Source organism: Janthinobacterium sp. PSPC3-1, assembly GCF_049896105.1.
In the GTDB taxonomy this organism is placed as follows: domain Bacteria; phylum Pseudomonadota; class Gammaproteobacteria; order Burkholderiales; family Burkholderiaceae_D; genus Janthinobacterium.
In genome coordinates this window covers 125,679-147,180 of sequence record NZ_JAFCTQ010000014.1, presented here as the reverse complement: position 1 = coordinate 147,180, position 21,502 = coordinate 125,679, and the positions used below count along the sequence as shown (strand labels likewise).

Annotated in this window: 17 protein-coding genes; 9 read left to right on the top strand and 8 right to left on the bottom strand. The window is 61.6% G+C overall.

The features are described from left to right. Positions 1 to 42 precede the first annotated feature (42 nt). From ACP7B7_RS16655 to ACP7B7_RS16645, 3 genes are all read right to left on the bottom strand, one after another. Positions 43 to 2,322, bottom strand: a complete 2,280-nt coding sequence (locus tag ACP7B7_RS16655; protein WP_426077371.1) for an NACHT domain-containing protein — start codon at positions 2,320 to 2,322, stop codon at positions 43 to 45. A 606-nt stretch (positions 2,323 to 2,928) separates the two neighbouring features. Next, positions 2,929 to 4,143, bottom strand: a complete 1,215-nt coding sequence (locus ACP7B7_RS16650; protein ID WP_426077370.1) for a hypothetical protein — start codon at positions 4,141 to 4,143, stop codon at positions 2,929 to 2,931. A gap of 88 nt (positions 4,144 to 4,231) precedes the next feature. Next, a complete protein-coding gene (locus tag ACP7B7_RS16645) occupies positions 4,232 to 5,110 on the bottom strand; it encodes an HDOD domain-containing protein (protein ID WP_308924314.1) in 879 nt (292 codons plus the stop codon). A 225-nt stretch (positions 5,111 to 5,335) separates the two neighbouring features. Between ACP7B7_RS16645 and ACP7B7_RS16640 the strand changes: the two genes are divergently transcribed. After that, a complete protein-coding gene (locus ACP7B7_RS16640; protein WP_308924315.1) occupies positions 5,336 to 5,908 on the top strand; it encodes a DNA-3-methyladenine glycosylase in 573 nt (190 codons plus the stop codon). A 10-nt stretch (positions 5,909 to 5,918) separates the two neighbouring features. Here the strand turns inward: ACP7B7_RS16640 and ACP7B7_RS16635 are convergent, their stop codons facing one another. Then, on the bottom strand, positions 5,919 to 7,601 hold the full coding sequence (locus ACP7B7_RS16635) for a methyl-accepting chemotaxis protein (RefSeq protein ID WP_308924316.1): 1,683 nt from the start codon (positions 7,599 to 7,601) through the stop codon (positions 5,919 to 5,921). Between the two features lie 54 nt (positions 7,602 to 7,655). Then, positions 7,656 to 8,117, bottom strand: coding sequence for a cache domain-containing protein (locus ACP7B7_RS16630; RefSeq protein WP_426077369.1), 462 nt, complete (start codon positions 8,115 to 8,117; stop codon positions 7,656 to 7,658). 224 nt (positions 8,118 to 8,341) lie between these two features. Between ACP7B7_RS16630 and ACP7B7_RS16625 the strand changes: the two genes are divergently transcribed. From ACP7B7_RS16625 to ACP7B7_RS16605, 5 genes are all read left to right on the top strand, one after another. Further along, the gene (locus ACP7B7_RS16625) at positions 8,342 to 9,706 is read left to right on the top strand and encodes a KamA family radical SAM protein (RefSeq protein ID WP_426077368.1); all 1,365 of its coding nucleotides are present in this window, start codon (positions 8,342 to 8,344) and stop codon (positions 9,704 to 9,706) included. A 1-nt stretch (position 9,707) separates the two neighbouring features. Further along, positions 9,708 to 11,048, top strand: a complete 1,341-nt coding sequence (locus tag ACP7B7_RS16620) for an MFS transporter (RefSeq protein ID WP_426077367.1) — start codon at positions 9,708 to 9,710, stop codon at positions 11,046 to 11,048. Next, on the top strand, positions 10,993 to 11,841 hold the full coding sequence (locus ACP7B7_RS16615) for a fumarylacetoacetate hydrolase family protein (RefSeq protein WP_308924320.1): 849 nt from the start codon (positions 10,993 to 10,995) through the stop codon (positions 11,839 to 11,841). Before ACP7B7_RS16620 ends, ACP7B7_RS16615 begins: the two co-directional genes overlap by 56 nt. Further along, a complete protein-coding gene (locus ACP7B7_RS16610; protein ID WP_426077366.1) occupies positions 11,841 to 12,407 on the top strand; it encodes a carboxymuconolactone decarboxylase family protein in 567 nt (188 codons plus the stop codon). The genes ACP7B7_RS16615 and ACP7B7_RS16610 overlap by 1 nt, the downstream gene beginning before the upstream one ends. A 94-nt stretch (positions 12,408 to 12,501) precedes the next feature. After that, complete coding sequence (locus ACP7B7_RS16605; protein WP_426077365.1) at positions 12,502 to 14,055, top strand: trypsin-like peptidase domain-containing protein; 1,554 nt, start codon at positions 12,502 to 12,504, stop codon at positions 14,053 to 14,055. Between the two features lie 55 nt (positions 14,056 to 14,110). Here ACP7B7_RS16605 and ACP7B7_RS16600 read toward each other — a convergent pair whose 3' ends face one another. The 3 genes from ACP7B7_RS16600 to yjgA all read right to left on the bottom strand — a co-directional run bounded on the left by ACP7B7_RS16600 (position 14,111) and on the right by yjgA (position 16,096). Next, on the bottom strand, positions 14,111 to 14,779 hold the full coding sequence (locus ACP7B7_RS16600) for an alpha/beta hydrolase (protein WP_426077364.1): 669 nt from the start codon (positions 14,777 to 14,779) through the stop codon (positions 14,111 to 14,113). Further along, a complete protein-coding gene (gene mog / locus ACP7B7_RS16595) occupies positions 14,776 to 15,408 on the bottom strand; it encodes a molybdopterin adenylyltransferase (RefSeq protein WP_426077363.1) in 633 nt (210 codons plus the stop codon). The genes ACP7B7_RS16600 and mog overlap by 4 nt, the downstream gene beginning before the upstream one ends. Positions 15,409 to 15,496: 88 nt before the next feature. Continuing rightward, on the bottom strand, positions 15,497 to 16,096 hold the full coding sequence (gene yjgA / locus ACP7B7_RS16590; protein WP_426077362.1) for a ribosome biogenesis factor YjgA: 600 nt from the start codon (positions 16,094 to 16,096) through the stop codon (positions 15,497 to 15,499). 92 nt (positions 16,097 to 16,188) lie between these two features. Between yjgA and pmbA the strand changes: the two genes are divergently transcribed. From pmbA to ACP7B7_RS16575, 3 genes are all read left to right on the top strand, one after another. Next, positions 16,189 to 17,541, top strand: coding sequence for a metalloprotease PmbA (gene pmbA, locus ACP7B7_RS16585; protein WP_426077361.1), 1,353 nt, complete (start codon positions 16,189 to 16,191; stop codon positions 17,539 to 17,541). 221 nt (positions 17,542 to 17,762) lie between these two features. Further along, positions 17,763 to 20,174, top strand: coding sequence for a TonB-dependent receptor plug domain-containing protein (locus ACP7B7_RS16580; protein WP_426077360.1), 2,412 nt, complete (start codon positions 17,763 to 17,765; stop codon positions 20,172 to 20,174). Positions 20,175 to 20,189: 15 nt separating this feature from the next. After that, positions 20,190 to 21,497: an aminotransferase class V-fold PLP-dependent enzyme gene (locus ACP7B7_RS16575; RefSeq protein WP_426077359.1), complete on the top strand. Its 1,308-nt coding sequence runs from the start codon at positions 20,190 to 20,192 to the stop codon at positions 21,495 to 21,497. Positions 21,498 to 21,502 lie beyond the last annotated feature (5 nt).

The window sequence follows — 21,502 nt, the reverse complement described above, 5'->3', positions numbered from 1 at the left end:
ATGTGAAGGATTTGCATACCCCCGATTTAACCAGCGATCTGCCTAGCTGAACAGGCTGGGGTTCGTGGAGCGCTTACGTTCAAATTGATGGGCGATTAAGGCAAGCTGTGGATCGTCGCGTTGGAAGAGGCGGCTGGCCGTGCGGACATCGGAATAAAAATTATGGGAGCCGACACCAAGCTTCATGAGATCGCTCCATGCCTGGCGCGCTTTGGGATCGGTAATATCGGCGGACTGAAGTCGCTCAAAAAACCAGATGATATCGGTGCTGCGTTGGGTCAGTCCGATCAGCCGCTTCTTTAACTTCAGCTCTTTAAGCCAAGCGTTGTCTGCGGCAAGAAGAGTGTACAAAGCGTATTCTTGGATTGCCTGACGGAGATTGTCATGGGCGCTCAAGGTGTCTTGCAGCACAGTTCTCTCTCGTTTGAAGTAATGACGATCATCTGCGACCATGCCGAGCCAGTCCCACACTTTGGATGCATCTAACTGCGTTACAACTTTCTCCGCTATGGCACGTACTAATAGCGAGGACGCGATTTCCGAGACGTCAGAGAGATCGACATCGTGGCTTTGAATGGATGATGTCAGCATGGACGCGTATTGCGTCAGTATGTCCAAGACTGGTACGAGCCTGATTGATGGTAGTAGGCGGACAAGCTTGCGGTAATCCCGGTAGGTGTAAACGTCGTTTTCATTATTACGTGGCAAGCGGCAAAATGATAAGCCCAGCTCGGCGTATAACACTGAAACAAGTAGCTCATCAGAGATTTCGCACGAAAGTTCTTCGATTATTTGACGTGCCAAGCGGCTGGAATCTTCAGTAGCTTGATCGTGCAAGCGTTGCACGCTCTGGCGCCACCATGTGACATCGCGAAACGGCCGCAACGCTTGTGTTGCCGCACTGCGCTCCCGATACCACAGGCCTTCGGAAAATATAATATCCTCCAGTGTATTGGCAAGATGTTCGGCGAGTGGCGTCCCCACGATTCCCTCGACCAGCAATAAGCGCAGATGGGTATTGTTATCGGTTGGCGTGATGGCGCTCTTGATCTTTGCTTCAAGTGGAAAGATCATCAGTCCGGCTGCCGTGCGATCGTCCCAGTTCTGGCTCAGGAAGTACGGATCATCTTCGGTTAGTTGTTGCAGCGCTTCGAACAGCGCTGTGATTTGCGTCTCGGTGAAGTTCCCCGTTTCTCCGTATCTCAGCACACCAAATGGATCCGCTCGAATCACTTCCAAGATCATGTGAGCGTTATGGTGCGCCAGCCATGCGTGCAAACCGCGCAAACTGGCAGGCACCGCACCGGCATCCTGAAAATGCGCAAGCACTCTTCTTCTCAGGCGTGGATTGCTTGAAGTTTCTGCCAGCCAACGGGCTCCGAGATATTCAGCAATTACCCTGTGGATTGGTCGAACGCGTCCCGGTCCAGCACTCACAAACAGTTTCGTGCCGGCGATCAAAGCTGCTGCTTGCGCACGCGGAAGTGCCTTAATATCCGCCAATAAGATATCTCCCTCTTGCTCAATGGGACCAAGCGTGACAAGGCTTTCCGCTCCCGCTAACAATAACGATGCCATGATTGCTCCCGCAGCTGAAAGTGCATTACTTGCACTAAGTTGACTCAGTGCGAGATCGTGCCGATCGGGATCATGCTCAGGCCATGTCAACTCACATACACGTTCGAAAAGCGCTGCCCGGGTTGCTGGCAAATTCCTATCCGTTTGCGCTACCTTTCCCATGAGTCCAAGCGTCAATGGATTAGCGTAGAAGTCTGCGATACCGTGTGCTTCGAGGTGCGAGAGAACTAGCTCGGCATCAACCGTAGGATTACGTGCCGAGAGAAATTCCGCCGCCTCCACTCGGTCAAACGCTTCCATTGTTGCAATTTGCACGGGGGATTTGTATAGCTGATGAAGGTTGGTAGCTGTGCGTGCTTGCCATTCTCTTGATCGGCACGTCAATACGAAATCCGGACAGTCAATGTCTTGCAGTTGAGTCAGTACCAAGTCGATGGCGTCACCATGCCTGCGTGCCATGGCCTCGTCCAGACCATCAATCAATAGTGGCTTACCGTCGGTCAGTAAGCGGTCTGCGCGCCTGCTCAGTATGAATCGGCTTGCCCGGATTGGTTCTACTTCGAAGTAGCGTCCAGCAGCCGACATAAACTCCGACTTGCCCATTCCTGGCTCTCCTAAGACCACTTTTGGGCCCGCGAGTGCCAGAAATTCTATTTCGCTAAGTTGCCGAACAGTCCCATCGTCTTGATGCAACTGGAATCGGCGCGGCATATAGATCTGATGGATGTCTTCGGTTTCTGCCATGAACTACCCCTCGATTGCCGGCCTAGTACTGGTGTGATTTTGAAAAGGTGGAAAGATTATGGCGTAACGTGGATGTAGAGGGTATTTTTTGCGTAAAAGTATTTTCTGGCAAAAGCGCTCTAGTATCTGCGGAAACGTCAGGACTATGGGTTTTTGACAGCGTTTGGCATAGCCTTCAAGCGTTCCGTTCGGCATACACCGCGTAGCGACTTTGGGCAGAAGCAGCCATATACAACACTCCGCGCGCTGATGGAAAATCAATGACCGAGTGGTAATGCTATCCTGGTTGTTCGAACGCATTGCACCGGCCTGACAGGCCTTAGTTGGCCAGCCTGTTCAGGCTCGAATAGCATGTGTTTGATTATCGCTCCACTACGCGCAGGGCGCCCGGCGAGAGCGGGCCGTACCTGGAGATGGTAACTTGACAATTGATGCTTTCCCATAACAAGCAGCTAATACGTTTTAATTAATGCAGTAAAACCAAGCGGTCCAGAACAGTTTGCACTTAATCCGCACAGCGAAAGTGCTGGGTCAGACCCGGCGGGTCTGACCCCGGGGCTTGCTTCAGGGGTATAAAAAAGACGCTAACGGCATGACTGCGGATGGTTAGCCTAATTCAGGCGAGTAAGCGTGCACTTCCACCGGCTGCCCCTGGCCATCGAACTTCAGCGCCACCGACAAATTCGTCACGCCAATGATCGCCAGCGCATCGCAGACATCGTTGACTTCGTCCTGCAGGTCGGCCGCCAGGACGAGCGGCTTGTCGGCGCTGTGCAGGATTTCGCCACTGGCTGCGTAGACATTGACGCGCAGCAGCAGTTCGCCATGCTCGTCGGCCGGGCCGACCACCACCGAGACGTCGCCGGCGTCGAGATTGTTTTCCGCCAGCGCGTGGTTGATGCCGGACATCATCTGCAGCATCGCGTATTCGGCCAGGCCTTGCTCCTTGCCGCCATGGAACAGGTCCTGGTACAGGAAGCTGACTTCCAAGGCACTGCCGGCCGGGGCCAGGCAGCGCTGCACCAGCGGAGCGACCTTGGCCGTCCATTGCTGGTAGCGCTCCATGCGCGCGTCGAACCAGGCATCCAGGGCCGCTTCGTCCTTCGGTTCCACATAGAAGGGGTCGTCGACGCGCTTGAGGGCAAAGCCCAGCAGGAAGCGCAGTTCGACGGCGGTGTCGCCGGCGCCGAATTCGGTGGCGCTCCAGCCGGCGATGCTGCGCTCGAGGCCGGCGGCAATGACGATCTTCTTGTCCGTCATCGAGGTGTAGGCGTCGCGCACCATTTCATGCAGATGGCTGTAGGTGATATTGTCGATTTCGTCGAGGTCGTAGGCGTGGCTCATCAGCACCACCTTGGCCTTGGCGCTTTCCAGTGCCGACTCCTGGAAGCTTTTGACCAGCGCTTCGAACGCTTCCTGGTCCTGGAAACCGTCCGCTTCCTTCAGGCCGCCCGTGCTTTGCACCAGCAGCGGCACCACGAAGGCGTTGATTTCCATCGCCGGCGCGTTCTCGCGGCGTATTACCACCACCGACGAGGCTTCTTCGATCTGGCTGCGCAGGTACTGGTAGGCGCCGACGTCTTCGTATTTCGCCCGCTCGATGGCGTCGTACAGCACTTCGTCTTTCTTCTGGTTCAGGCTCTTGCGGATCATGCGGCCGAACTCGACGGCTTGTTCGGCCAGTACCGTGCCTTGCGACTCGCTGTCTTCCTGCTCCGCCAGGTTCAGCGCCATCGTGCTCAGCATGCGCGCGACGGCTTCATCCTTGTCTTCGGGCGAGTTGGACGATTTACGGGGGGCAGGGCGCTTGTTCTTGGGCATGATGAGTAGTTGAATTCAAGTGAAAAATGGAAAAGGGCGCCAAGGCAAAAGCCTGGCGCCCGTTGCGATGATACAGGTCGCGAAGCGCTTAATGGTCGGTGTCGAACATTTCATGTAACTCGTCGAGCAGGTCGGCCGCTTCTTCTTCCGACAAACCGAGATGCTGGCAAGCCAGTTCGCCGCCCTTGTCCCACTCCAGCGAGGTGCTGTTGCCATGGTAGCGCTGTATGCCTTTTTCGGCCAGCAGCGACAGCGCGATCAGCGAGCGGATGGCGTCATCGGTGGAGGGATCGCTCAGCACGCTGTAGTCGTGGTGATGCAGGATGGCCCAGGCCACGTCCGACGACAGGCCCCAGTTGCGCGCCAGCAGGCAGCCGATGGCCGCATGGTTGGTCTGGTGGCGCGCGTCTTCCACGTCCGTAAAGCTGTTGTGCGCATCGTTGGCGGCCGCCGCATACGTGTTCACATAATCGGGGAAGCGGTTCATCAGCAGTGGCACGCCGATATCGCAGAACAGGCCGAAGGTGTGGGCGATGTCGGGCGGGGCGATGCGCAGCTTGCGCGAGGTAAACACCACGGCGCGCGCGCGCTTGGCCGAGACGTCCCAGAAATTGTTCAGTTCCACGCCTTCGGCTTCCAGCGCCTGGCGCGCCAGCAAGCCCGTCATCAGGGCGCTGCACTGGTTGATGCCTAGAAAGTTGATGCCTTGCTCGACCGACTTGGCCTTGCGCGCCGCGCCATAGAACGGCGAATTGGCCAGTTTCAACAGGGCGCCCGACATGCCGACGTCATCGCCGATAATGCGTGCGATCTTGCGCGGCGATGGATCGGGCTCGGCCAGTTCGCGCTGCAGGTCGACCAGCAGGCTGGGGCGTGGTGGAATGCGGATGGACCGCATCAATGCGTCGACCGGGTCGCCGTCCGCAGCCCTGGTCGGCTCTGCCACTTTCAATGCTGCTCTCATCATGTCATCACTATCGCTGGTTGCTCCGTCGCCAACGATTATCGCTGTTTATCAGAAGCAATAGTTCAGAACTGTTCTTGTTTATGGCAAAAATCGGCAATTCTTTCGGCAGGCAGCGTTTTATTGCCCATTTTCAGACGTTATGCAGTCGTATTTTGATGGTCTTATCCACAATTTTTATTTGTTTTCAAGAAACGTGCGCCGGCATGGGCGCGCTACAATTGCTGCATGAAAAGCGTTCTTGCAGGTATCGATTTTGCCCGGGACTCCAGCGTGGTGGCGCGTGAACTGATCGGCGTGACGGTGCTGGTCGATGGCGTCGGCGGGCGCATCGTGGAAACCGAAGCGTATGACCGGCTGGACCCGGCCTCGCACACGTTTGGCGGCCAGACGCCGCGCAACGCGTCAATGTTTGGCCCGCCCGGGCACGCCTATGTCTATCGTTCCTACGGCATCCACTGGTGCCTCAATTTCGTCTGCCGCGAGGTGGACCATGGCGCGGGAGTCCTGATCCGCGCCATCGAACCGCTGTTCGGGCTGGACGCGATGCGCGCGCGGCGCGGCGCCGAGGAGGAACGGCTGCTGTGCTCGGGGCCGGGCAAGGTCTGCCAGGCGCTCGGTGTCACGCATGCGCACAACGGCTTGCCGCTCGATGCGCCACCATTCGTGCTGCTGGCCAGGGAAGAGGAAGTGGCGGTGCTGGCCGGTCCCCGCATCGGCATTTCCAAGGCCATGGACGTACCCTGGCGGTTTGTCGAAGCCGGCTCGAAATTCCTGAGCAGGCCGATGCGGGTGGCCTAGGTTGGTATCGCTAGGCGCTGCGCCGGCGCGCTGGTGCGCCCTTGCCGCGCAGCGGACTGTGCGCGGCGCGCCGTTCGGCCGAAGTTGCCGAGATGGCCGGGTCCTGGAAGGTTTCCACTGCGACCACGGCAGTTGACGCCATCTGTGGCTGATCCAGCGTAAACACGGCCACCGCCGCCGACAGGGTCACGGCCTGGTCCTGCAGGCTGGCCGCCGCGGCCGCCGCCTGTTCCACCAGCGCCGCATTTTGCTGGGTCACGTCATCCATCTGCGCCACCGCCAGGTTCACTTCCGTAATCCCCGTCGCCTGTTCCGCGCTGGCCTGCTCCACGCGCTGGATGATGTCGTTGACCTGCTGCACCGAGGCCACGATGGCGCCCATGCTGTCGCCCGCCTGCTGCACCGCCACGCTGCCGCCGTCGATGGTGGCCACCGAGGTGGCGATCAGGGTCTTGATCTCTTTCGCGGCGGCCGCCGAACGGTGCGCCAGGGTGCGCACTTCGGACGCCACCACGGCAAAGCCGCGTCCCTGTTCGCCGGCGCGGGCCGCCTCCACCGCCGCGTTCAGCGCCAGGATATTGGTCTGGAACGACAGGCCGTCGATGACACCGATGATGTCGACGATCTGGCGCGAATTGCCGCGGATGGTGGCCATGGTGGCGACCGCCTGCTGCATCGCCGCGCCTCCCTGCAGCGCCAGGCTGGACGCTTGCGCCGCCAGTTCGCTGGCGCGGCGCGCATTGCCGGCATTGTCGTTGACGGCCTCGGTCAGGGTGGCCATAGCGCTCGACGTCTGTTCCAGCGAACTGGCCTGCATTTCCGTGCGCGCCGACAAATCCATATTGCCGGTGGCGATCTCGCGCGAGGCCGTGTCGATCGATTGCACGGCCGACAAAATGGTGCGCAGGGTCTGGTTCAGCTTGGCGATGCACTGGTCCAGCACGCGCGAGGTGGCGGCAATCTCGTCGTTGCCCTGTTTCGGTTTGCCCGCCATCAAGCGGCCCGCCGCCAGTTGCCGCACGGCCTCGGCGATGCCGTGTATTTCCTGCAGCATGGCGCGCCGCACCAGCATCGTCACCACCACCGAGGCGCAAATCGACAGCAGCACTGTGGTGAGCAGGGTCCAGCCCAGGTTGTGAAACTGTTCGACGGCCGCCGCATGCGCCTCGGTGCTGAGCGACGTTTCCAGCGCCGCCAGTTTCACCAGCTGGCCGTTGAGCTGGCCGAACTGGGCTTCCGCCTTGATCATGGAATTGGCGGCGATCGACAAGTCCATCTGCGCCATTTCCATGGTTTCCAGCACCGCCTTGCGGTAGGAGCCCAGCGCGCCGCTGGCGCCATCGACCATTGCCAGCTCGGGCCCCTTGGCGGTGGCGCGCAGGGTGGCCAGTTGCCGCGCGATCTCGCCGTGGCGCTGCTTGATCTGTGTTTCCAGCGCTTCCAGGCGGGCCTTGGCAAAGCTGCCATTGGTCCACGACAGCAGCTGGTACATATTGCTGTGCGCATAGCGCACGTCACCGGCCACGTCCAGCGCCGCTTTCAGGTGCGCCATGCGCACCTGCACCATGTTTTCCATCGAGGCATTCTGCCGCACCATGCCGTACCAGGCGCTGGCCGAGCTCAGTACCAGCAACAACAGCACCAGGGTGGGCGCCAGCAACAGCTTGGGGCCGATGCGTAATTTGTCGAGCATATGTCCTCCTGCCTGTGGATGGAAGCCGGGCCAGCCGCGCCGGCCCGCTGTTGTCTATTTCTTGTAGATCCCCGCTTCCAGCACCACGTCGTTGACGCGCAGGATGTAGGTGGTCTTCGGTTCGATCTTGCCGCTGACGGGATTCTTGTACTGGTAATCGACCCAGCCCTTGCCCTGTTTTTGCGCCAGTTCGATGATTTCACGGCGGTATTTCTTGCCGTTCGCATCGGGCACGTCCGTCAGGTCCTTGCCGACGATGGACGGATTGATCGGATGTGCCAGCACGATACCGGTCTTGATGTCGCGCATATCGACATACAGCGAGCCCTGCACGAACTCGGGGTCCTTGGCGCTGAGCCTTTTCATCATCTCTTTTTCACCATGCTGCTTGATGAAGGCGGCGCCCCGTTCCGCCATGGCGATGGCGTCTTTTTCCGTCGGTTCCACGGCGGCGACGGCATGGCCGGCACAAGCAAACATGAGGCACAGCGCGGTGCCGGTCAATACACGTTTCATGATCTGTCCTTTGGTCAGTGATGGGGGAATGCCAGGTCCTAATTTACGTTTTTTGAACGCATGTGAAATTGCGATAGCACAAGTTTTTTCTTGCCTGAATGCAGGTTTATTGACGGCAACAGGGTCAAGGCGGCGTTGTTGATTTAGTGCAATTTCATGCATTTGAGCAAGAACTATGATGGATTTTTCATCCCGCCAACCACCCCCATCCCGACGGAGTAACCATGCCCACGACGAATACGGAATTGCTGCCAGCCAAATTCAAACCCTATACGCGACAGACCATCCACCAGGCGCGGCAATGGGAATGGCTGCCGCCCGAGCAGCGCGAGGCGGTGCAGGTGGTCTCGACAGTATTGCCATTTCGCACCAATGAATATGTGCTTGACCAGTTGATCGACTGGAACAATATTCCCGACGATCCCATCTACCGGCTGGTGTTTCCGCACCGCGACATGCTGCCACCCGAGCAGTACGCCCACCTGCGCGAGCTGGTGCTGGAACGCCAGGACCAGTCCGCCATCGACGCCTGTGTACGCACGATACGCCTGGGCATGAACCCGCATCCGGCCGGCCAGCTGACGCACAATGTGCCGACCATGGACGGCGTGCCGGTGCGCGGCCTGCAGCACAAGTACGGCCAGACGGTGCTGTTCTTTCCCAGCGCCGGCCAGACCTGCCACGCGTATTGCACCTTCTGTTTTCGCTGGCCGCAGTTCGTCGGGATGGACGACATGAAGTTCGATGCACGCGAGTCGAATGAACTGGTGGCCTATCTGAAACTGCATCGCGAAGTGACCGACGTGCTGTTCACGGGCGGCGACCCGATGATCATGAATACGCGGCAACTGGCGGCCTACCTGGAGCCGTTGCTGGACCCGGCGCTCGATCATATCCAGAACATTCGCATCGGCACCAAGTCGGTCGCGTATTGGCCCCAGCGTTTCGTGTCCGACCGCGATGCGGACGACCTGCTGCGCCTGTTCGAGCGCATCGTCCGGTCCGGCAAGAACCTGGCCATCATGGGCCATTACAACCATGCCGTCGAACTGCGTCCCGAGATCGCCCGGCAGGCCGTCAAGCGCATCGTCGGCACGGGAGCCACCTTGCGCATGCAGGGCCCCTTGATACGGCATATCAATGAAGACCCGAACAGCTGGGCCGAACTGTGGCAGACGGGCACGCGGCTGGGGGCGATTCCCTACTACATGTTTGTCGAGCGCGACACGGGCCCGCGCGGCTATTTCGAACTGCCGCTGGCGCGCGCGCACGAGATTTTCCAGGCCGCCTACCAGCAGGTGTCGGGTTTGTCGCGCACGGTGCGCGGGCCGTCGATGAGCGCGTTTCCCGGCAAGATCGTGATCGATGGCGTGGTCACCATCCATGGCGAAAAACTGTTCGCCTTGCAGTTCTTGCAAGCGCGCAACCCTGACTGGGTACGCCGGCCCTTCTATGCCAAGTTCGACGAGCACGCCACCTGGATCGACCATCTGAAACCGGCGTTCGGCCAGGAGAAATTCTTCTTCGAACTCGATGAACCCGTGCCGCACATGCCGCACAAGGTGATCCCGCTGGCCCGGGCGGCCTGACATGCCAGCCGATGCTGGCGCGGGCCGCAGTCCCCTGGCCATCTTCTGCCTGGTGTTCCTGCCGTTCGCGCTCGGCCATTATCTGTCGTGTTTGCTGCGTGGCGTCAATGCCGTGCTGACGGCCGAACTGCTGTCCTCGGTGCACCTGAACCCCACGCAGCTGGGTTTGCTGACCAGCGCTTTTTTCCTGGCGTTTGCGCTGGTGCAATTGCCCGTCGGCATGGCGCTGGACCGCCATGGCCCGCGCACGGTGCAACTGGTGCTGATGAGCGTGGCGGCGCTGGGGGTGTGGCTGTTCAGCCGTGGTCACGGCTTTGCCGAGCTGATGTGTGCGCGCGCCGTAATGGGCGCCGGCCTGGGCGGCTGTTTCATGGCCGCCGTGAAAGCCATTTCGGGCGTGGTGGCGCCGGCGCGCCTGCCCTCCGTGCACGGCTACCTGATTGCCGTCGGCGGGCTGGGCGCGGCCAGCGCCACCTTGCCGGTGAAAGTGGCGCTCGACCATACGGATTGGCGCGGCCTGTTCCTGGGCCTGGCGCTGGCCGTGCTGGCGGTGGGGCTGCTGATCCGCATGCTGTCGCCGGCGCCACCGGCCGTGATGGCGGTGCGGCAGAAAGCCGGCATCCTGGACGTCTACCGCGACGCGGCGTTTCGCCGCACGATCGCCCTGCTGCTGTTGCCGCACAGCGTGTTCTTCGGCGTGCAGGGCCTGTGGATAGGACGCTGGCTCAGCGACGTGGGCGGGATGACGGACGACGCGGTCGCCTATTTGCTGTACCTGGGCATGGCGGCCGTCATCTTTGGCGCCATCGCCATGGGCATGCTGACGGAATGGGCGGGCCGGCGCGGCGTCACGCCGATGCAGGTGGCGGCCTGGGGCGTGCTGCTGTTCGTGCTGGTGCAGTGCGCCATGGCGATGAATGTCCGGCCCGGCTTGCCCTTGCTGTCGGTGCTGTTTACCTTGCTGGGTACGGTGGCGGGGCTGGAATACGCCATCGTCGCGCAAAGCGTGCCGCCTGGCATGACGGGGCGCGCCGCCACCTGCCTGAACCTGTTGATCTTCAGCGGCGCCTTCCTGGTGCAGGCCGGCTTTGGCCTGGTGCTGGGCTGCTGGCCAGGCAACGCCGCGCACCAGTATCCGCCGCAGGCTTACCAGGCCGCGTTCGGCTTGCTGGCGCTGTTGCAGCTGCCGGGACTTGCGCTGTTTTTCATCGGCCGCCACAGGCGTGCCGGGCCATCCGGTAAAATGATGGCCTGCACAGCGGCAATGATCAACTCCAAGGAAGAATATGAAACTCGTTCGTTATGGTCGTCCCGGCAAGGAAAAACCGGGCCTGATCGATGAAGAAGGCAAACTGCGCGACCTGTCCGGCATCATTGCCGATCTCGATGGCGCGCAACTGTCCGACAAGGCGCTGCGCAAGCTGGCCAAGCTCGACGAAAAAACGCTGCCCCTGGTGCGCGGCAATCCGCGCTTCGGCGTGCCGGTCGCCAAGGTCGGCAAATTCATCGGCATCGGCCTGAACTACGCCGACCATGCGGCCGAGTCGGGCATGCCGATTCCGGCCGAACCGATCGTGTTCATGAAGGCGATTACCTGCCTGAACGGCCCGGACGACACCGTGGTGTTGCCGAAGGGGTCGAAAAAGACCGACTGGGAAGTCGAGCTGGGCATCATCATCGGCACGCGCGCGCAATACGTCAGCGAAGAGGACGCGCTGAAACACGTGGCCGGCTACTGCGTCGTCAACGATATTTCCGAGCGCTCCTACCAACTGGAACGCGGCGGCACCTGGGACAAGGGCAAGGGCTGCGACACTTTCGGCCCCGTTGGCCCATGGCTGGTGACGCGGGACGAAGTGATCGACGAGCAGGACCTGGACCTGTACCTGGAAGTGAACGGCAAGCGCATGCAGACCGGCAACACGCAAACCATGATCTTTTCCGTCGCGAAAATCGTCAGCTATCTGTCGCAATTCATGACCCTGGAACCGGGCGACGTGATCGCCACCGGCACGCCGCCGGGCGTGGGCCAGGGCCGCAAGCCGCAGCGCTTCCTGAAAAAAGGCGACACCATGCGCCTGGGCATCGCCGGCCTGGGCGAGCAGCAGCAGGACGTGGTTGCCTGGACCGCCTGATGCCAGACTTCGAGCTTGACCGTCTGCCGCCGCTGCCACTGGACCAGCTCGACAGCCAGCAGCGCGCCGCCGCGCAAGCGATCATAGCCGGTCCGCGCGGGGCGCTGTACGGCCCCTTCGTGCCGCTGATCCGCAGCCCGGAACTGATGGAAACGGCGCAGCGCATGGGCGAATACCTGCGCTACCGCAGCGCCATCGGCACGCGCCTGTCCGAACTGGCCATCCTGGTGACGGCGCGGCAGTGGGACCAGCAGGTCGAGTGGGCGATCCACGCGCCGCTGGCGGCGCAGAACGGCATTGCGCCGGCGGCGATCGCCGCGATTGCCGAGCGACGCACGCCGGAAAGCCTGCTGGAAGACGAGCGGGCCGTGCATGACTTCTGCATCGAGTTGCAGCAGAACAAGCGCGTCAGCGATGCCACCTATGCGCGTGCGCTGGCGCTGTTCGGCGAGCACGGCGTGGTTGATTTGATGGGCATCAATGGCTACTATACGTTTCTGGCGATGGTGATGAACGGCGCGCAGACGGCGGTGCCGCCATTGGGGGTGCCGCCGCTGCCGGCCTGATTAGAGTGTTCCTTCGGGAAACATGGATAAAGTGTAATTATATTGCCGTTATTCAATATATAATTTTACTTCCCTTCCATTGCCCATACACTCAATGAAAACTCGTTCGTGCTTCACCCTGATGGGCCGTACCTTGCTGGTACTGGCCCTTTCTTTTTGCCCGTTGATAACGGTGCGGGCACTGGCCGCCGACACCGCCGCCGCCAGCGCGTCGGCGCTGGAAAACTCGGTCGTCAAGGTGTTTTCCACCCTGCGCGGGCCCGATCCGTACAAGCCGTGGAGCAAGGCCGCGCCGCAGTCCGTGACGGGCTCGGGCGTTGTCATCGATGGCCACCGCATCCTGACCAATGCGCATGTGGTCGGCTATGCCAGCCAGGTGCAGATCCAGTCGAATGGCGCCGGCGACAAGATTCCGGCCACCGTGCTGGCCATTTCGCGCGGCATGGACCTGGCCTTGCTGAAGGTCGACGATGACAGTTTCTTCGACACCCACAAACCGGTGTCGCGCGCCAACGTCATGCCCGACGTGCGCGACGCCGTGCTGGCCTATGGCTATCCTGTGGGCGGTAGCTCGCTGTCGATTACCAAAGGCATCGTGTCGCGCATCGAATTTGTGCGTTACAACTATCCCGTGTCGGGCCTGCGCATCCAGATCGATGCCGCCATCAATCCGGGCAACAGCGGCGGCCCGGTGATCGCCGGCGACAAGATGATCGGCCTGGCGTTTGCCGGCGCGCTTAATGCGCAAAATATCGGCTACATTATTCCCAACGAAGAGATCGAACTGTTCCTGCGCGACCAGGCAGGCGGCGCGCCCAAAGGCAAGCCCGCCATGCGCGACGTCACGCAGACGCTGGAAAATCCCGCGCTGCGCAGCTATCTGAAACTGGCCAAGGGGATCGAAGGCGCGGTGGTGATGGCGCCGGCCAGCAAGGACGCAAGCTATCCGCTGAAGGAATGGGATGTGATCACGAAGATCGGCGACTATCCCGTCGATAACCAGGGCATGGTCAAGCTCAACGCCAACAGCCGCGTGCGGTTCCAGTACCGTGTGCAGCAACTGGCGAAAGACGGCCTGCTGCCGCTGACGGTGGTGCGCCAGGGTGCGCCGCTCAAGATCAGCCTGCCTGTCTTGGCCGAGCATCCGATGCTCATTGCCAGCTTGCAGGGTCAGTATCCGTCCTACTTCATCTTCGGCCCGATGGTGTTTTCGCGCGCCACCACGGAATTCATGGCCGCGCCAAACGGCAATCCGACGATGTTGGGCGGCATGGCGTTTGCCGGCAATCCCCTCGTCACGCGGCGCGGCGATGCGCCCGACGCCGAGCGCGAGGAACTGGTGGTGGTCGCCGCGCCATTTTTTCCGCACAAGCTGATGAATGGCTACAGCACCCGTTTCTTCTCGGTTATCGATTCCGTCAATGGCGTGCCGGTGCGCAGCCTGGCGCACCTGGTGGCGCTGCTGCGCGACCAGACCGATGACTTGCTGACCTTCCGCTTCCAGCAGCGCGACGCCGAGCTGGTGGTGGTGCCGCGCAAGGAGATGCTGGCGGCCACCGAATCGGTGCTGACCGACAATGGCATCCGCTCGGAAGCCTCGGCCGACATGTTGAAGATATGGAATGAAAAAACGACGGCCAACAAATAAATCGCCGTCGTCATGAGATGGTGATGCAGGCGCGGCGCAAGCCGCGCTTTTTTTATCAGGCCAGCACTTTTCTCAGCCAGGCGCCGATGGCGTCGATTTCTTCCTGGCACAGCGAATGCTGCATGCGGTAGGCATGCCATTCCACCTGATAGCCCATGCCGGTCAGCAAGTCGCGCGACTGTTCGGCGCGGGCGATGGCCACCACCGGGTCGGCCGTGCCGTGCGCCATGAAGATCGGCGTGGCCAGGCTGGCGGGCGTGCGCTCGGCGGCCGTCTTGTCGGCCAGCGGCAGATAGCCGGACAGGCACATCAGGCCCGCCAGTTGTTCAGGGTGGCGCAAGCCCGTCTGCAGGGTCATGGCGCAGCCTTGCGAGAAGCCGGCCAAAATGATGCGGCTGGCGGGAATGCCGCGCGCTTTTTCGCGCGCGATCAGCGCTTCGATCTGTGCCTGCGACGCGCGCAGGCCACCTTCGTCTTCGCGGCGCACCAGGTCGCTGGTCAAGATGTCGTACCACGAACGCATCACATAGCCGTTGTTGATGGTGACGGGCATGGTGCCGGCGTTCGGGAAGATAAAGCGGATGGCGGGGCAGCCGCGCAGGTCGAGTTCCTTGACCAGCGGCACGAAGTCATTGCCGTCGGCGCCCAGGCCATGCATCCAGATAATCGAGACGGTGGTGTCGGGGGCGCTGTCGAGTTCGATGGTTTCCAGCAAAGTGCTCATGTGTTTTCCTCTGGTAATGGTTGCGCCGGACGCAGCGCCGATTTGGGACGGAAGGCCTTGCACACTGACGGGTCGGTTTCCATATACGGCCCGCCGATCAGGTCGATGCAATAGGGTACGGCGGCAAAGATGCCGTTGACCAATTGCTTGCCGTCGGCATCTTTCAGCCCTTCCAGGGTTTCCTTGATGGCTTTCGGCTGGCCCGGCAAATTCATGATCAGGCAGGCGCGCTCGGGCGTTTCGCGGATCACGGCCACCTGGCGCGACAAGATCGCCGTCGGCACGAATTGCAGGCTGATCTGGCGCATCTGTTCGCCAAAGCCCGGCATCTCCTTGGTACCCACCGAAAGCGTCGCATCGGGCGTCACGTCGCGCCGCGCCGGTCCGGTGCCGCCGGTGGTCAAAATCAAGTGGCAATGGTTCAGGTCGGCCATGTCGATCAGCGTGTTTTCAATCTGCGAGCGCTCGTCGGGGATCAGCCGTTTTTCCAGCCGGAACGGCGTGCGCAGGGCGGCCGCCAGCCAGCTTTCCAGTGCCGGAATGCCCTGGTCTTCATACACGCCGCCGCTGGCGCGGTCCGAGATCGACACGAGGCCGATAATCAATTCGTCTTCAAGAGTGGTTGCCATCAATCACCTGTAAAAGAGTGGGGAGAGCGTAAAAACAAGAAAACCGGGATTATCCCGGTTTTTGTGCTGTGCCGGGGACTGGCCCGGCTTATTCGTCTTCTTCGGCTTCAACGCCGTCTTCATCCGCATCATCCTTGCCGCCATTGTTCTTCTTGGCGATCTGTTTCAGGATCTGGAAGATTTCGCGATAGGCTTTCGGCGGCTTGTTCTCTGCCTGCTCCTTGCGGGCATTGCGGATCAGGGTGCGCAGGTGCTGCACGTCGAGTTCCGGGTTTTCCGACAGCAAGACGGTCAGCGCCTTGTCGTCCGTCAGCAGCTTGTCGCGGCGGCGTTCCATCGCGTGCATGGCGGCCGTGTCGGCTTTCGACAGGCCTTTCCAGCTGTCGATGGTGCGCTGGATGGCGGCGACTTCGTCCTCGTCGAGGGTACGCATTTTCTTGCCGACATATTGCAGCTGGCGGCGGCGGCCTTCGTGATCCTTGATCAGCTGGCATTCGAGGATGGCGTCGCGCACGTCTTCCGGCATCGGAACGCGCTTGACGCGGTCGCGTGCTTCATTGACTAATTCTTCGCCCAGCTTTTGCAGGACGGTCATCTGGCGCTTGAGTTCCGACTTCGAAGGACGTTCATATTCCTGTTCGAATTCGGACGATTGGAAGCCGCAAGCTCCCCGGTTTGGATTTGGCATGATAAGGCGGGATTGGCCGCGTAGGCCGCACCTGTAAACTGTAAACGACTGCTATCATAACCTTTTTAGGGCCTTTCCGAAGAAAACAGCACATGAACGAGTCCGTATTTACCCATACTCAAGAGCAACTGCAGCAACTTGCCCGTGATGTGTTGTCTTTTGCGCGCGCGGCGGGCGGCAGCGACGCGGCGGTCGAAGTCAGCGAAGGCGGCGGCCTGTCCGTTTCTGTACGAAAAGGCAAGATCGAAACCATCGAGCAGAACCGCGACAAGGGCATGGGCGTGACCGTGTTTGTCGGCAAGAAACGCGGCAATGCCAGCACCTCCGATTTCTCGCCGGCAGCCCTGCGCGCCACGGTGGACGCGGCCTACAATATTGCCCGCTTCACGGCCGAGGACGATTGCGCCGGCCTGGCCGACGCCGACATGCTGGAGCTGTCACCGCGCGATCTGCAGCTGTTTTACCCTTGGTTGATTTCCACCGAGGAAGCCGTGGTGCTGGCGCAGCGCGCCGAAGCGGCCGCGTTTGCCGTCGATGCGCGCATCAGCAACAGCGAAGGCGCCAGCGTGCACGTGCAGCAATCGCACTTCGTGTCGGCCAACTCGCGCGGCTTTATCGGCGGCTATCCGTTCTCGCGCCACACTTTATCTGTGGCGCCGATCGCCGGCAAGGGCGCCAAGATGCAGCGTGACGACTGGTATTCCTCGGTGCGCGATGCCGCCAAAATGTCGAGTCCCGAAGCCATCGGCCGCTACGCCGCCGAGCGCGCGCTGTCGCGTCTGAACGCCCGCAAACTCGGCACGCGCACCTGCCCGGTGCTGTTCGAGGCGCCGCTGGCGGCCGGCCTGCTGGGTACTTATGTGCAAGCGACCTCGGGCGGCGCGCTGTACCGCAAGTCCACGTTCCTCGACAATTCCCTCGGCACCCAGGTATTGCCCGATCACGTGCAGATCTTTGAAGACCCGCACGTGATCGGCGGCGTCGGTTCGGCGCCGTTCGACGAAGAAGGCGTGAAAACCGTCAGCCGCGACGTCGTCAAGGATGGCGTGGTGCAAGGCTATTTCCTGTCGACCTATACGGCGCGCAAGCTGGGCATGCAGACTACGGGCAACGCGGGCGGCTCGCACAATCTGTACATGAGTTCCAGCCTGACGGCGCCCGGCGACGATTTTGTCGCCATGCTGAAAAAGCTGGGCACGGGCCTGCTGGTCACGGAACTGATGGGGCAGGGCACCAATTACGTGACGGGCGACTATTCGCGCGGCGCCTCCGGCTTCTGGGTCGAAAACGGCGTGATCCAGTACCCGGTGGAGGAGATCACGATTGCCGGCAACATGAAAGACATGCTGCGCCATATCGTCGCCATCGGCGCCGACGTGCTGCGCAGGGGCACCAAGGAGACGGGTTCCATCCTGATCGAGAGCATGGTGGTGGCGGGCGGCTGAGGCAGTGCCGTCGTTGACTCCAAGGCGCCGCTGGCGCCTTTTTTTTCGTGCTGGCAGGTCATACGGCGGACATATTCGCTTCGTATGATGTCGCTGCTTCACATTAATGGCAAGTTAGATGCTTTTAATGTAAGTAAGCCGAACTTCGTGATATTTCGTGCAAGATGAAAGTCTGCAGCATCGCGTCGTTGTCTCAGCCAACCTGCATAGTGATACTTTCCATGACCTCTACCCGTACCCGCATCGCCCGCGCCGTGGCCCTGATGTGTGCCATGAGCGCCGCGTTCGCCAGCCAGGCGCATGCCCATGGCGATGCGCCCGCTGGCCCAGCCTCTGCCAGCGACTCGCTCGATGCACCGCAAGCCGTGATCGTTACCGGCACGCGCGGCAGCAACCGCACCCAGTTCGACACCATGGCGCCCGTCGATGTGTTCAACCGCGAAGACATCGGCGCGGTCGAATCGTCAGACCTGAACGACGTGCTGGCGCAACTGGTGCCATCGTATGTGGTGCAGCGCTTGCCGATGGCTGACGGGCAAGTCTTCGTGCGGCCGGCCACCCTGCGAGGCCTGTCGCCGGACCAGACCCTGGTGCTGGTCAATGGCAAGCGTTTCCACCGCAGCGCGCTGCTCGGCGCGCGCGGCGCCCAGGCGCCGGACCTGGCGCAGATTCCCGTGTCCGCCATCAAGCGCATCGAAGTGCTGCGCGACGGCGCCTCGGCCCAGTACGGTTCGGACGCGATTGCCGGCGTGATCAATATCATTCTCGACGACACGGTCGGCACCGAACTGTCCGTGCACCACTCGCAATATGCCGAAGGCGACGGCAAGGCCAATGAGCTCAACCTGAAGACGGGTTTTGCGTTTGGCGAGACGGGCAAGGCCAGCATTTTCGGCGCGCTGGCCAAGTCCGATCCCACCTCGCGCACGCGCCAGCGGGCCGACGCCATCGCCTTCCAGCAAGCGCATCCGGAATTGAAGGTACCGAACCCGGTGCAGCGCTGGGGCCAGCCTGAACTCAAGAGCCAGCGGCTGGGCTTCAACGCCAGCATGGCCCTGTCCGACAATATCGAGCTGTACGGTTTCGGCCTGTACAGCCATAGCGACGGCACGTCGGACTTCAACTGGCGCAATCCCGACACCAGCACCGGCGCCTATAAAACCAGCACGCTGTTCCCCGGCTGGGACTTGCGCAGCGTGTATCCGCTCGGCTTCAGCCCCAGCTACTCGAACGAGCAGGACGACATGCAGTTCGTGGCCGGCCTGCGCGGGCGTATCAGCGAGCAACTCGGCTGGGATGTCAGCGCATCGTATGGCCGCAACCGCATCGACTACGAGCTGGCCAATTCCATCAATGCCTCGATGGGGCCGGCCAGCCCGACGGCCTTTTACCTGGGCCGCCTGTCGCAGACGGAAAAAATCCTGAATGCCAACTTCAACTATGAGTTGCCGGTCGCGGCATTGCCACAACCGGTGAATATCGCCTTTGGCGCGGAAGCGCGCAATGAAACCTATGGCGTCAAGGCCGGCGACACGGCGTCCTGGACGGTGGGGCCGGGCGCCGCCGTGGGCCTGGACGCCAACGCCAACGGCGCACCGGGTTTCAGCGACCGCCAGGCGGGCAGCTGGGGCCAGGACAGCTATGCGGCCTACCTCGACGTGGAAGTGCCAGTGAGCAAGGCGCTGAGCCTGGGCGGCGCGGCCCGCTATGAACATTTCTCCGAGTTCGGCAGCACCGTCAACGGCAAGCTGTCGGCCCGTTATGCCCTGAGCGACAGCCTGGCCTTGCGCGGTTCGTACTCGACCGGTTTCCGCGCGCCGACGCCGGGCCAGTCGAATACCAACAGCACCAACCAGGGCCTCGACACCAAGACCCTGCTGCTGTTTACCAGCGGCCGCCTGGCCAACAACGACCCGCTGGCGGTGCTGCTGGGCGCCCAGCCATTGAAACCGGAAAAGTCGAAAAACCTGTCGCTGGGGTTTACCTGGAAGACGCCGGCCGGCTTTTCCGGTTCGGTCGACGTGTATGACATCAAGGTCAGCGACCGCTTCAGCACGTCCGCGTCGTTTGCCGTGCCGGCTGGCGTGGCCAATCCGCTGCGCTACACCTCGGTCAGCTATTTCACGAACGACTTCGACACCACCACGCGCGGCATCGATATCGTCGGCAACCATCTGAGCCGTATCGGCAATGGCAAGCTGAACCTGACCCTGGCCTACAACTACAACACCACCAAGGTCGATGGCGGCAACTCCACCCTGGTCACCAATCCGGCGCAGCGCCAGGTCTTCGAAGAACGTTTGCCGCGCCAGAAAGCCACCATCAGCGGCAATTATGAGCTGGGCAACTGGAGTACGCTGGCCCGCGTGCGCTACTACGGCGCCTGGACCGATAACACCGGCAATACCACGGGCGATATCTTCCAGCGCTTTGGCGCCATGCAATTTCTCGACCTGGCGGCCAGCTACAAGATCACGGACACGCAATCGATCCGCGCCGGCATCGATAATGTGCTCGATAAATATCCCGACGAAGCGACCTTCCAGGCCAGCCGTGGCCTGATTTATTCGCGCAACGCGCCGTATGATACGGATGGCCGCAACCTGTATGTCGAATACAAAATGAAATTTTAAGGGGCGATGGTGAAGATGAATCCACAACGCCGGGCGCTGCTGCGCGCCGGTTCCCTGGCGGCGGCGCTGCCGCTGGCGGTGGGGGCGGCCTCGGCCGCGTCCGCGGCCTTGCCGCCCCCCCTGGCGCCGGTGCCGGCCGGCGCCACGCCGGACAGCCTGGCCGGCAACCAGGCCTACTGGCAGGCGGTGGCCGCCCAGTACGACAGCACCGATGCGGTGCTGCAGCTCGATAACGCTTTCTGGGGTTCGATGGCCAGGCCGGTGCTGGCCCACTACGAACAGCAACTGGCCATGGTCAACCGCGACAACGCCTGGTATGCGCGCATGCGCTTTCCGGCCGACTTCGAGGCGGCCCGCGCGGCGGCGGCCAGGGCGCTGGGCGTGGCGGTCGATGAGATCGTGCTGACGCGCGGCGCCACGGAAGCGCTGCAGGTCCTGATCGCCGGCTACAACCGCCTGCAACCGGGCGACACGGTGCTGCATGCCGATATCGACTACGACAATATGATCACCGTCACGCGCTGGCTGCAGCAGCGGCGCGGCGCCGAGGTGGTGGCGATCGCCATGCCGGAACCATTTACGCACGACAATGTCATCGATGCGTATGCGCAAGCGATGGCGCGCCACCCGAAGCTCAAACTGATACTGCTCACGCACGTGAATCACCGCAATGGCATGGTCTTGCCGGTGGCCGAGATCAGCCGCATGGCGCGCGAACGGGGCATCGATGTGATCGTCGATACGGCGCACGGCTTCGGCCAGCTGGACATGACGATCCCCGACCTGCAGGCGGACTTTGTCGGCATCAACCTGCACAAGTGGATAGGCGCGCCGGTGGGCGTGGGCGCCGCCTACATCAAACGGGGCAGGGTGGCCGATATCGATCCCTGGCTGGGCGAAAAGATGGGCGACGATATCCGCTCGCGCGTGCACACGGGCACGGTCAATTTCGCGGCCTACCTGAGCTTGCCGGCGGCGCTGGACTTGCACGCGCGGATAGGCGTGGCCAACAAGCAGGCGCGGCTGCGGCTGCTGCGCAACCGCTGGGTGGAAGCGGCGCGCGGCATCGCCGGCATCGAAGTGCTGGCCTCGCCTGATCCGCGCCTGAGCAGCGCGATTGCGTCATTTCGCATCAAGGGAAAAACCAGCGTGGCCGACAATTTTGCCTTGTCGAAAAAACTGGTGCAGCAGCACGGCATCTTTGCCGTGCCGCGCGACGGCCTGGCGTCCGGCGCGTGCCTGCGCGTCACGCCAGCCATCTTTACGCCCGAGTCACACCTGGACAAGCTGGTGACAGCCTTGCGCCAGGTGGCCAAAGGGTAGCGCTT